At 64.5% G+C, this 12,218-nt stretch carries 11 protein-coding genes; 5 read left to right on the forward strand and 6 right to left on the reverse strand.

Annotated elements, in window-relative coordinates:
* Genes Clow_RS00570 through Clow_RS00580 form a run of 3 tightly spaced genes read left to right on the forward strand, consistent with a single transcriptional unit; the run spans window position 1 to window position 2,818 of the window.
* Window positions 1-990, forward strand: a complete 990-nt coding sequence (locus Clow_RS00570) for a substrate-binding domain-containing protein (RefSeq protein WP_370871897.1) — start codon at window positions 1-3, stop codon at window positions 988-990.
* On the forward strand, window positions 987-2,090 hold the full coding sequence (locus tag Clow_RS00575) for an ABC transporter permease (RefSeq protein WP_370871886.1): 1,104 nt from the start codon (window positions 987-989) through the stop codon (window positions 2,088-2,090). The genes Clow_RS00570 and Clow_RS00575 overlap by 4 nt, the downstream gene beginning before the upstream one ends.
* On the forward strand, window positions 2,087-2,818 hold the full coding sequence (locus Clow_RS00580; protein ID WP_055174861.1) for an ATP-binding cassette domain-containing protein: 732 nt from the start codon (window positions 2,087-2,089) through the stop codon (window positions 2,816-2,818). The genes Clow_RS00575 and Clow_RS00580 overlap by 4 nt, the downstream gene beginning before the upstream one ends.
* Here Clow_RS00580 and Clow_RS00585 read toward each other — a convergent pair.
* On the reverse strand, window positions 2,815-3,501 hold the full coding sequence (locus tag Clow_RS00585; protein WP_055174864.1) for a hypothetical protein: 687 nt from the start codon (window positions 3,499-3,501) through the stop codon (window positions 2,815-2,817). The genes Clow_RS00580 and Clow_RS00585 overlap by 4 nt on opposite strands.
* Window positions 3,502-3,560: 59 nt before the next feature.
* Here Clow_RS00585 and Clow_RS00590 point away from each other — a divergent pair, with 59 nt between their 5' ends.
* A complete protein-coding gene (locus Clow_RS00590) occupies window positions 3,561-4,085 on the forward strand; it encodes a peptidylprolyl isomerase (protein ID WP_055174867.1) in 525 nt (174 codons plus the stop codon).
* Between the two features lie 77 nt (window positions 4,086-4,162).
* On the forward strand, window positions 4,163-4,822 hold the full coding sequence (locus tag Clow_RS00595; RefSeq protein ID WP_069724542.1) for a rhomboid family intramembrane serine protease: 660 nt from the start codon (window positions 4,163-4,165) through the stop codon (window positions 4,820-4,822).
* A 500-nt stretch (window positions 4,823-5,322) separates the two neighbouring features.
* On the opposite strand, the gene crgA is transcribed toward Clow_RS00595, so the two are convergent.
* The 5 genes from crgA to Clow_RS00620 form a co-directional block, all read right to left on the reverse strand.
* Window positions 5,323-5,595, reverse strand: coding sequence for a cell division protein CrgA (gene crgA, locus Clow_RS00600; RefSeq protein ID WP_055174872.1), 273 nt, complete (start codon window positions 5,593-5,595; stop codon window positions 5,323-5,325).
* A 110-nt stretch (window positions 5,596-5,705) separates the two neighbouring features.
* Window positions 5,706-7,739, reverse strand: a complete 2,034-nt coding sequence (gene pknB / locus Clow_RS00605; protein ID WP_055174875.1) for a Stk1 family PASTA domain-containing Ser/Thr kinase — start codon at window positions 7,737-7,739, stop codon at window positions 5,706-5,708.
* Window positions 7,736-9,292, reverse strand: coding sequence for a serine/threonine-protein kinase (locus Clow_RS00610; protein ID WP_082418492.1), 1,557 nt, complete (start codon window positions 9,290-9,292; stop codon window positions 7,736-7,738). The genes pknB and Clow_RS00610 overlap by 4 nt, the downstream gene beginning before the upstream one ends.
* Before the next feature lie 91 nt (window positions 9,293-9,383).
* Window positions 9,384-10,820, reverse strand: a complete 1,437-nt coding sequence (locus Clow_RS00615) for a penicillin-binding transpeptidase domain-containing protein (protein ID WP_055174881.1) — start codon at window positions 10,818-10,820, stop codon at window positions 9,384-9,386.
* The gene (locus tag Clow_RS00620; RefSeq protein WP_245625679.1) at window positions 10,821-12,155 is read right to left on the reverse strand and encodes an FtsW/RodA/SpoVE family cell cycle protein; all 1,335 of its coding nucleotides are present in this window, start codon (window positions 12,153-12,155) and stop codon (window positions 10,821-10,823) included.
* Window positions 12,156-12,218 lie beyond the last annotated feature (63 nt).

Consider the following 12,218-nt stretch of genomic DNA (forward strand, 5'->3'; position numbering starts at 1 on the left):
TTGAGGCGAGGCATCGGCGCCCTGGGCACCGCGCTCGCCTGTATTCTCCTGACCGCCTGCTCCGCCACGGGCGGTGCCCCGCGCAGCACCGACACCGCCGAGGGAGCCTCCGGCACGGTAGACACCCCGCGCCTGGTGGTGGCGATGGTCAGCCACGGCGCGCCGGGCGATACTTTCTGGGACCTCGTGCGCAAAGGCGCCGAGGACGCCGCGCGCAAGAACAACATCGAACTGCGCTACAGCGCCGACCCTCAAGCCCCCAACCAGGCAAATCTGGTGCGCACCGCCATTGATTCCCACGTGGACGGCCTGGCGGTGACTATGCCCAACCCCGACGCCCTGGGACCCGCCGCCCAAGCCGCCGTGGAGGCGGGGATTCCCACCGTGGGGCTCAACGCGGGCATGAGCCGCTACCAGGACTTCGGCCTTTCCGCCTTCTTCGGCCAGGAGGAACGCGCCGCCGGAACCCAGGCCGGGCAGCGCCTGAGCGCGGAAGGCGCGCGCCACGTGCTGTGCATCATCCACGAGCAGGGCAATTCCTCCCAGGAGGAACGCTGCGCCGGGCTCAAAGAGGGCAGCCGGGGCGCGGAGGTGGAAACCCTCTACGTCAACGGCATGGACCTCACCAGCGTGCACTCCACAGTGCAGGCAAAACTAGCTCGCGACCAGCACATTGATTGGGTCATGGGCTTGGTAACCCCCGTGGCGCTCACCGCCGTGGACGCAGCTCAGGCCGCCGGTTCCCAGGCTAAGATCGCCACCTTTGATACCAATGTGGAACTGGTGGGGGCCATCCGAGAGGGCGATATTGCCTTTGCCGTGGATCAGCAGCCTTACCTTCAGGGCTATATGGCGGTGGACGCGCTGTGGCTGGCGCACCGCAATGGCTCCACCGTGGGCGGCGGGAGGCCGGTGTACACCGGCCCGAGCTTCGTGGACGCCACGAACATCGAGGTCATCGCGGAGGCCGCGGGGAAGGGGTTGCGATGAGCGCGCCGCAGTCTGAGAGCCGTGCGGATCGGGTGGACAGGGCAGGCCGCGTGGGCCGAGGCGGCCGCGGCAACCGTGGCAACAGCCGAGGCAGCGGCCTGGGTTCCTTGGCCCACCTCAGCCACCGCTTCCAACGCCGCCCCGAACTCGCAGGCCTCGTGGGCGCGGTACTCGTGATCGTGGCCTTCGCTATCCTGGTCCCGCCCATGCGCTCCTTCGAGGCCATCTCCACGGTGCTTTACGCCAGTTCCACAATGGGCATCATGGCCCTGGCCGTGGGGCTGTTGATGGTCGGCGGGGAGTTCGATCTCTCCTCCGGCGTGGCCGTGACCAGCACCGCCCTGGCCGCCACCATGCTCAATTACAATTTCTGGCTGAACTCCTGGGCGGGCGCGGGCCTGAGCTTGTTGCTCGCCCTCGGCATCGGCGCGTGGAATGGTTATCTGGTTACCCGCACGGGAATCCCCTCCTTCCTTATCACCCTCGCCAGCTTCCTCATGCTCCAAGGCCTCAACCTGGCGCTCACCAAGGCGGTGACCGGGCAGGTGGCCACGCCGATCATCTCGGACATGGAGGGCTTCGGTTCCGCCCGCGCGGTCTTTGCCTCCACTATCGACGTCGCCGGTGTTCAGGTGCGCATCACCGTCCTGTGGTGGCTGCTCTTCGTGGCCCTGGCCAGCGTGTTGCTGCTGCGCACCCGTTGGGGCAACTGGATCTTTGCGGTGGGCGGAGACGAGGAGGCCGCCCGCGCCTCCGGCGTACCGGTGCGCGGGGTGAAGATCGGGCTGTTCATGCTGGTGGGCTTTGCCGCCTGGTTCATGGGCATGCACAATCTCTTCGCCTTTGATTCCGTACAGGCCGGGCAGGGCGTGGGCAACGATTTCCTGTACATCATCGCCGCCGTGATCGGCGGCTGCGCGCTCACCGGCGGGCGCGGCAGCGCGGTGGGCACGGCCCTGGGCGCGCTCATCTTTGGGGTGATTAACCAGGGCATCGTGTACGCGGGCTGGAACCCGGATTGGTTCAAGTTCTTCTTGGGTGGCATGCTGCTGCTTGCCGTCCTCTCCAATACCGCCGTATCCAAGGGGAGCGCGCGATGAGCATTATCGAATTAGACGATGTGAGCAAGGCCTATGGCAACGCCGCCCCCGCGCTGAGCGGAGTGAGCCTGCGGATCAACGCCGGCGAGGTCACCTGCGTGCTGGGCGATAACGGCGCGGGCAAGTCCACCCTCATCGGTATCCTCTCCGGGCTGCATCGCCCCACCGAGGGCACCATGCTTATCGACGCCACCCCGGTCACCCTTTCCTCGCCCCGCCAGGCCCTAGAGGCGGGTATCGCCACCGTGCACCAAAACCTCTCCGTGGTGGGGGAGATGAGCGTGTGGCGCAATTTCTTCCTGGGCCGGGAGGTGACTAACCGCTGGGGTTTCTTGCGCACGGGGTACATGCGCCAGGAGGCGCGCCGGGCATTGGAAGAACTCGGCGTCAATATCCCTGACCTCGACGTTCCCATCGCTTCCCTTTCCGGTGGGCAGCGCCAGGTGGTAGCCATCGCACGCGCCGTGTATAGCGGGGCGCGCGTGCTTATTCTCGACGAACCCACGGCGGCCCTGGGGGTGCGCCAATCGGGGATGGTGCTCGACCTCATCGAAGCCACCCGCGCCCGTGGGGTGGGAGTGGTATTTATTACGCATAACCCCAGGCACGCGGAGCGCGTGGGCGACTCCTTCGTGGTCCTGGGGTTGGGACGGCAAATCCTCGCCTGCCAGCGCGGCGAGGTGAGCCTGGATGAATTGACCCTGGCTATGTCAGGGGAAGGGGTTTAATCCTCCTTGCGGTGGCGCTCCAGCTGCTCGTCGAGGGAGGCGATGAGGTCCTCACCCTCGGCGGCGAGCTCCTGGCGCTCCTCCTGCTTTTCCTTCTCCTCCTCCGGGGTGGGCGTGGTGGAGGAATACAGCAGCTCGGACTGCGTGGGGCGGGAGGAGGCAAACTCATTGATGCGCGGGGGCATGGGGCCGACCTTGGCGGGCTTACGGAAGTAGTTGTACAGCGCACCGGCCACGCCGCCGAGGATGCTCAGGATGAGCACCAGGCGGAAGGCACGGCGCACCGGACCCTTCTTCTTGCTTTCCTTGCGGTCAATCTTCTTCTGCGCCTTATCGGTGGCCTTGGCGGCCGCCTTCTCCGCGCGGCGCTTGGTGCGACGGCTCATCTTCTTAGCTTCCTTGGCGTTCTTCTTCTGCGTCTCGGCGGCAGACTCGTAGAGGTCCTTGCCCTTGGATTCCAGGGTTTCCATTGCGTTATTCAGGCGGCGTCGTGCTTGTTCGGCCACTTTACCGGGACTCTCCTTAAGGTTTTCGGCGGCGTCCTCGTAGTTGTTGGCGTAGGTGCTGGCGGCGTCGGCAAGCGCATCGTAGGCTTCGGTGGCCTTGCGCTCGCGGAAGTCGCGGTAGCGGCTCCACGCATCACGCCCGGTGGACAGGGCCATCTTCATCACGGTGGTGTTCATAGCAACTAAGAATAATCGTGTTCGACGTTTCATGTAGCAAAAGCGTTACACTGATACACATGAGCATTAAGACCGCTACGGCGATTCTGCACACCAATCGTGGGGACATCTCCATCGACCTCTTTGGCAACCATGCCCCGGAGACGGTGGATAACTTCGTGGGCCTGGCTCGCGGTACCAAGGAGTACCGCACCGAAAACGCCTCCGGCACCACGGAAGGTCCCTTCTACGACGGCGCGGTATTCCACCGCGTGATTGACCGCTTCATGATCCAGGGCGGCGACCCCACCGGCACCGGCCGCGGTGGCCCCGGCTACATGTTTGCCGATGAGTTCCACCCCGAGCTGCGCTTCGATCGCGCCTACCTGCTGGCTATGGCGAATGCGGGCCCCGGTACCAACGGCTCCCAGTTCTTCATCACCGTTGCCCCCACCCCGCACCTGAACAACGCCCACACCATCTTCGGTGAGGTGACCGACGCCGCCTCCCAGCAGGTCGTGGACGCCATCGCCTCCACCGCCACCGACCGCATGGATCGCCCCACCGAGCCCGTGGTGATCGAGTCCGTGGAGATCGTGGAGTAAGTTCCGCTTTTCCCTCACCCGCGCCTTCCCCGTGATGGGGAGCGCGGGTTTTTCTATGCGCGGATACCCTAGACGGCATGAAAACAAGCATTCTTAGACGCTTCTTCCGCGGCGCTCCCGTGACCGCCGTGCTCTGCCTCCTCATCGTGGGAGTGTGGCTGGTTACCGCGCTGCAAAGCGGCTCCATCAATACTAGGGAAGCGCCCCTGACCATCGACGGCTTCCTCTTTGGGCCCCTCGTGGTTGATGGGGAACCCCAGCGCCTGCTGAGCAACATGTTCATTCACCTCGACCTCGGACACATGGCGATGAACACCTTTATGATCGCGCTCATCGGCCGGGAATTAGAGCGCTACCTGGGCAGCGTGCTCTTCCTGGCGGTCTACGTGCTCAGTGGCCTGGGAGCCTCGTATGCCGTGGTGGAGATGAATCCCCTGGTGCCCACCGCCGGCGCCTCCGGGGCGCTCTACGGACTCATGGCGGTGTTAGTGGGCTCCGCCGTCAAGACGCGCGGCGACGTGATGGCGCCCCTGACGCTGCTGGCGGTGAATCTGGGCTACACCATTTTATCCACAGGGGTATCTCTGTGGGGACACCTGGGCGGTTTGGCCACGGGTGCGGTGCTGGCGGTGGTATTGCTCCCGAACTCCAAGAAATTGCGGTATGGCGGCACCGTCGCGGTGGGGATTGTGGTGCTGGGGTTACTGGTGAGGTACGTGGAAACTGGTGGGGTTTAGGCCGGGGGTTATCCACAAGAGTTATCCACAATGTGGATAGTTACGATCTTGTAATTCACCGAACAGGGCGATCCTTTTAGTACTGATGTGACGGATGTGCCTGGGGAAATGAGCTTGTACTCGAACAAGCAGGCGGGTTGTGGATGTAGTGCACAGAGTTATCCACAGGCTGTGGGATTGTGGGGTGGATTGCTCGCGCAACACGTAGGGGTGTCAGTTCCGGGCCGTCGCTTATCGACGCCCCGTAGGCGGCACCCTTAAGTGTTGCGTGCGGCTCCCACCAACCCCAAGGGGTGCCAGTGGGAGGCGTCGGGGCGTCGATAAGCCACCAGTGGCACCCCTTGGTGCTGTGCCCAGTGCGACCAACCGTAAAGGGTGCCACTAGCCGGCCGAACCAGCCCGTCCCAGGCCTTAGTGGCACCCCTAAGCGTTGCGGCGGACATAAGAAAACCCGGCCCGCTCCATAAGGGGAGCAAGCCGGGGAGAAGAACTAAAAGGTGCTAGCGCCAACCCATCGTCATGAGTAGGCCCACGATGAAGAGGCCGAATCCTACCAGGTAATTCCAGGCGCCCAGGTCCAGCATGAGGGGAATGTGGTTGCCCGCCAGGTAATTAACCACCAACCAGGCCAGGCCCAGCAGCATAAAGCCGAACATGAGCACCTTGTACCACGTGGGGGTGCCGCCGGTATTGATTTTCACCGGGGTGCGATCCACGGTGCTCGGCGTGCTCGTGGCCATATTGGAGGGGGGCGTGATCTTTGACTTAGGCATCAGTCACCTCTGCGATTCTTTATCAAATGTAAGACGGCGCTGGCCGAGGGGGCGCGCCCTGTGCTGCCGATCAGTCTAGCAGGCGGGCGTGTCCCTCCCTGGAACAGCGATTATGGGGTAAGAGCGGTGAGATTGAACTCGTAATAATGCACCGTGATGGAGGCATCCTTGCGTAGCGTCTGCCCGGCCGTGGGTTCCGTGGCGGCGATGAGCCTGCGGTCGGTAATCACGGCCGTCTTGACCTCGGAGCCGGCAACCAGGGCGGAATCCGGCCCGGTCCATCCCGCAGAGCGCAGCTTGGACAGCGCCTCGGATTGGGTGGAGCGGGTGAGATCGGGCATCTCAAAGAGCTGCCCATTAGACACCGTGAGTTTGATGGAAGAACCAGCGTCCATCATCGTGCCCTGCTCCTCAACGCTGAGAATCTTGCCCTCGGGCTCCAGGGAGTCCACGTAGGTGATCTCGCTTTCCAGCTCCAGGGAATCCAGGGTGGATTGAGCCTGGGTGAGTTGCAGGCCGGTGAGGTCCGGCACACGCACCTGCTTAGGCCCGGAGGAAACGGTCACGCTGACCTGCGAGCCCTTGGAGATTTGCGTGCCCGCAGCCGGGTTTTGACTGATGATCTGCCCCTCGGGCACGGAATCGGATTCCTCCTCCGTGGCCTGAGAGTTCAGTGCCAGGCCCGCGGCCTGAAGGGTGGAGGAGGCCTCTTGCAGGGTCATGTTGCTGAGGTTGGGCACATCGGTGACCTCCTTGCCCGAGGAGACGGTGAGTTGCACCGAGGACCCCTCTTGCAGCGTGGAACCCGCCGCAGGGCTGGTGCGAATCACCGAGCCGCGAGCCACCTCCGGGCTCGGTTCCTCGCTGGTATCCACCTGGAGGCCCAACTTCTCCAAGGCCTCCCGTGCTTCTTGCAGGGGCATATTTGCCACGTCGGGCACCTGGATGGTGGCCGTGCGCTGCTCGATCACGGGTGCGGGCTCATCGGAGGAATCCTCAGAGCGGTTACTTAAGAGATCGTAGGCAAAGGCCCCGCCCACCCCGAGCACGATGAGACCCAGCAGCGCCGCGATCCAGGCGGGCCAGCGGGATTTTTTGGCGGCGCGGCGGTGGCGGCGCGGGGCTCGATCCGCCGTAGCCCCCGACGCAGACCCCGCCGCGGATGCCGGCGCCGCAGTCTGCTCCCTGTGCGGTGCCTCAGCGGCGTCGATAGCCCTGGTAGCGGTGGGGGAGGGAACGACCTCGGTGGGGGTGGCGTCGGCAGGCTGGGCCGCCACGTGGGAGCGGGCGGCCTGGGTGACGGCGTTGCGGGAGAGCAATTCCAGATCGGCCGCCATCGCCTCGGCGGATTGGTAGCGATCCGCGGGGTGCTTGGCCATCGCGGTGAGCACCACGGAGTCCACGTTCACGGCTGCGGTGGGCGTGAGGTCCGCGATGAAGTGCGAGGGCGGGGTGGCCTCCTCCTGAACATGCTGGTAGGCCACGGCAAAGGGGGTTTCGCCCTGGAAGGGCGGGGTGGCGGTGAGCAGTTCGTAGAGGACGCAGCCCAGGGAGTAGACGTCGGAGCGGGCGTCGGCATGGCGGCCGCGCGCCTGCTCGGGGGAGAGGTACTGGGCGGTGCCGATGACGGCGGCGGTCTGCGTCATGGCGGAGGTGGAATCGTCCAGGGCTCGGGCGATGCCAAAGTCCATCACCTTCACCGCGCCGGTATTGGTAATCATGATGTTGGCGGGCTTGATGTCCCGGTGAATGATTCCGGCGTCGTGCGAGGCTTGGAGGGCCTGAGCAGCGGGGATGAGGGTGGCGGCGGCCTCGGTGGGGGGCATGGGGCCGTCCTCGCGGACGATTCCGCGCAGGGTGCGGCCAAACACGCGCTCCATCACGATATAGGGGACGCTGATGCCTTCGATCATTGTCTCGCCCGTGTCATACACCGCCACGATGGCGGGGTGATTCAGGCGCCCGGAGTTTTGGGCCTCGCGGCGGAAGCGCTCACGGAAGTTGACGTCGCGCGCCAACTCCATGCGCAGCACCTTCACCGCTACCCCACGGCCTAAGAGGGTGTCCTGGGCGGCGTACACATCGGACATGCCGCCGGTGCCGATAACCTCCCCGAGTTCGTAGCGGTCCGCGATTAAGGTCATTGCACATCTCCCTCGGCGTCCCTTGAGAGGTTGCCTGACGCATCGGAGGTGAGCAACCGCACGTCCGAGTTATCTTCGTTCACCCGCGCCGGGGCATCCGGCGTGTTGCTGGGCTGGGGAGCCTCCTCCGGCTCCTCCTCGTAGTATGTTTCCACGACCACGGTACCTTGCTGCGGGGCTTGGGTAACGCGGTTCTCCTCCTGGCGCTGCTCCTCAACCTCCTGTTGCGCGGCGCGGGAGGTGGGAGTGCTGCCCTGCTGGGCTCCCTGCTCCGCAGCCTCCTGGCCACCGGAGTTCTGTTCGCCAGAGTTCTGATCCGGGCTCACCCGCCGCACGGTGTGGGTGGAAGAATCCTGCTCCTGCTCGTTTTCTTGCACCGTTTCCTGCACGGGAGCGGCAGACGAGGAGGTAGCGGAATCCCCGGTGCCAAAGAAGTCCATGCGGTACAGCGCAAATCCCACAAAGAGCAACACGGCCACGGCCGCCGCGATGGCTAGCCCAATGACGAGCCCGTCGCTCTTGGACTTTTGCTTTTGCTTAGCGACGCCCTTTTTAGCCGCAGGTTTGGCAGCGGGTTGCGGCTTGGGCCGGGGCTGGGCCTGCGCCTGGGTGCGCGGAACCTGCTGGGCAGGCTGCACCGTGGTGGGATTAGCCACCGCGCCCAGGGCAATCGTGGCCGCCGTGGGGGAGGGTTCCGGCGCCGGGCCGGTGAGCGCGGCGGAACGAGGCTGCGGAGGCCGGTGTCCCAGGCGCACCTGGGAAATTGCCAGCGCCATCTCGTTGCCGTTGGCAAAGCGGCGCGCCGGGTTCTTGCGCAGGGCGATGCCGATGAGTTCTCGCGTTTGGGCGCTGATCGAGGTGGAAAGCTGCGGCGGGGCCTGATTGATGTGCGCCATGACCACCGACACCGAGGAATCTCCGGTGAAGGGGCGCCTACCGCTGAGAATCTCGTAACCCAGCACGCCGAGGGAATAGACGTCGGAGGTAGCCTGCACGTCCTTGCCCTGGGCTTGTTCGGGCGAGACGTACTGGGCGGTGCCCACCACCATGCCGGTGCGCGTGAGCGGCACGGCCTCGGCGGCCTTGGCGATGCCAAAGTCCGTGATCTTGACCTGCCCGGTCTGGGTGACCATGAGGTTGCCCGGTTTAATATCGCGGTGCACCATCCCGAGGGCGTGAATGGCCGCCAGGCCATGTGCGGCCTGTTCCATCACGTCCAGGGCCATGTCCTCGGGGAGGGAGCCCTCGCGGGAGATGAGATCAGCCAGGGATTCCCCGCGCACGTACTCCATGACGATGAAGCAGAAGATGGTGCCGTGAGAATCGGTGACCTCGCGGTAGGCGTAGGTGCGCACCACATTATCGGAGTTGATGTGCTCGGCGGTCTGGGCCTCGTTGCGGAAGCGTTCCAGGAACTCCGGGGAGTTGGAAAACTCCGGGCGCAGGGCCTTGATGGCCACCTCCCGGTCGTGCGCGAGGTCGTCGGCAAGCCATACGGTAGACATGCCGCCGTGGCCGATCACCCACTGGAGGCGATAATCCGGCCCGATCATCCCCTGGATGCGCTCGCGCTGATCGTCACGGGGGAGACCCGAGCCTGGATGGGGGGTGGAAGCGTTTTCTTCAGTCACCTTCTAGTCCTCCTCACTGGGCTGCCTGCAATGCAGCATTGAGTACGGCACGTCCGATGGGCGAGGCCACTTTTCCGCCCGTAGCGCTTTGGCCTTGATTACCGCCATTCTTTACCACCACGCCTACGGCCACATCGGCGTCCTCGCTGGGGGCGAAGGCCACGTACCAGGTGTGCGGGGGCACACCATCGCCGTGCTCGGCGGTACCGGTCTTGGAGGCGATGTCCTGGCCGGAATACCCTACCGTGGAGCGCTCGGAGGCGCGCATGAGCTCGGTGAGCTGGGCGGCGATCTCCGGGCTAATGGCCTGATTGAGCTGCTTGGCATCGACCTTATCGAGCTCGCGCAGATCCGGAGCGGTGATCCGGGAAACCACGTGCGGCTCCATGCGGGTGCCGTCGTTTGCCACCGTGGCGGCCATGACGGCCGCTTGGAGAGCGGACATGGTGACGTCGCGCTGCCCGATGGCCGATTGCCCCAGGGAGGCATCGTCGGGCAGGTCTCCCAGGCTGCCGGGGGACATGCCCAGGCCGAGGTCATAGGTTTGCCCCACGCCGAAGGCCTCGGCGGTTGCGCGCATGGCATCGCTGCCCACCTCAATACCCATTTGCACGAAGGCGGTGTTGCAGGAAAGAGCGAAGGCCGTTTGCAGGGTCACATCCCCGCCGCCACCGCAGGCCTGGCCCGCGTAGTTGGTGAGGGTCTGGGCGGTATTGGGCAGCGTGATCTCCGGGGCGCCGGTGAGCATGCTCTGGGCCGAGTAGCCGGATTCCAGGCCCGCTGCCGTGGTGATGATCTTGAAGATCGAACCGGGGGGCAGCGTCTCCTGCGTGGAGTGATTGAGCAGGGGATCGCCGGGATCGGCGTTGAGCTGCGCCCAGGCGTCCTGGGCGGTATCCGGATTCACGATGGAATTGGGATCGTAGCCGGGGCTCGATGCCATCGCCAGCACCTCGCCCGTGGAGGGGCGAATAGCCACCACGGAGCCCTCGTAGCCATTGCTGACCAACTGGTCATAGGCTACCTGCTGCACCTCGGGGTTCAAGGTGAGTTCCACGTTATTGCCGGTGGGGTCGGCGCCGATGATCTGATCGAGTACTCGGCCGGGGGTGGCGTCGGTGCCATTGAGCACGCCGTTATAGGAGGACTCAATGCCCGCCGCACCATATACATCGGAGAGGTAGCCCACCACGGGGCTAAAGGCGGCGGGGGCGGCCTCGTAATTGCGGTGGTAGAGGCCGTCCTCGTCCGCATAGGAGGAGGCCAGCACCTGCCCACCCGCCGTGATTTGTCCGCGCGGGATGGACTTGGTTTCTAGGAAATTACGTTGGTTCAAGGGATTAGCCGCGTACTTATCGTGGCGGAACACCTGAATAACCGTGAGGTTTATCAGCAGCACCAGGATGAGCAGCAGCGAAAAGACTGCCGCTAAGCGAATAGAGCGATTCATCTAGCTCACCTTCCCCACCGAGGGCATGTAGCCGGTGCCCTCTTCCTCGGAACCGATGGCGTCAGCGGCGTCGATAGGCGCCATCTTGGAGGAACCATCCGTGGATTCGGCCGGTGCCGCCGCGGGCCTGCGAGCGGAATCGGAGATGCGCAGCAGGATACCCAGCAGCATGTAATTAGCCATGAGGGAGGAACCACCCGCAGACATAAACGGGGTGGTCAGGCCCGTCATGGGCATGAGCGCGCTGATTCCGGCCACCACCACAAACACCTGGATGGCGATGGTGAGGGAAAGGCCGGAGGCCACCAATTTTCCGTAGGAATCCCGGGCCAACAGGGCCGTGCGGAAACCGCGCGTGACCAGCAGGGCAAAGAGAATGAGCACGCCGGAAAGACCAACTAGGCCCATCTCCTCTCCCACGGCGGCGAGGATGAAGTCCGTCCACACCACCGGAATGATGTCCGGGTGGCCCTGGCCGATGCCCGTGCCGGTGAGCCCGCCCCAGGACATGCCGAACAGCGAGTTAGCCAGCTGGAAGCCGGAGCCATTGTAATCGGCAAAGGGGTCCAGGAAATTGCTCACGCGGGCTTGAATCTTGGAGGAGATCATGTACACGCCGGTGCCACCGATGGCCACCAGCACCACGCCGATGAATAGCCAGGACAGCCTGCCCGTGGCCAGGTACAACATTCCCAGCACCGTGGCAAAGAGCAACAGGGCCGGGCCGAAGTCATTGGTACCGGCCATAATCACGATGGCGATGGCCCACACCGCCAGGATCGGCGCGAGATCGCGCAGGCGGGGGAAGGAAAGCCCCAGGAAGTGGTAGCCCGCCACCGTGAAGAGCGCTCGCTTATTCACCAACAACTGCGCAAAGAAGAGCAGCAGGAGAATCTTGGAGAACTCGCCGGGTTGCAGGGAAAACGGGCCGAAGGTGATCCAAATGCGAGCCTCGGCATCCGCGGGCTGCGGCCAGACCAGGGGGAGCGCCAAAAGCGCCAGGCCGACCAAGCCGAGCAGGTAGGAATAGCGGGAGAGCGAGCGGTGCTCGCGCAGGAAAACCAGCACGAGGACCAGCAATACGACGCCCACGAAGGTCCACTGCACCTGGCGAGTAACCAGGGAGGTGCCATTGGCCTCGTCAATGCGATAGATCATCACCAGGCCCAGGCCATTGAGCGTGGCCGTGACCGGCAGCATGATCTGATCCGCGTGCGGGGCGGTGAGGCACAGCGCAAAATGCGCGGCGGCGAAGATCACCACGAAGCCACCGATCACCCAGAACAGCTCTGAGGTGAGGGTGTTGCCCTGGGAAAGTTCCAGGTTAATGAGCATCGTGGAGACGAAAACCGCGGAGAGAAGCAGCAGCCCCAGCTCCGTGCGGCGGGAGAAGAGAGC

Origin of the sequence: Corynebacterium lowii, from assembly GCF_001412085.1 — a bacterium.
Lineage (GTDB): Bacteria > Actinomycetota > Actinomycetes > Mycobacteriales > Mycobacteriaceae > Corynebacterium > Corynebacterium lowii.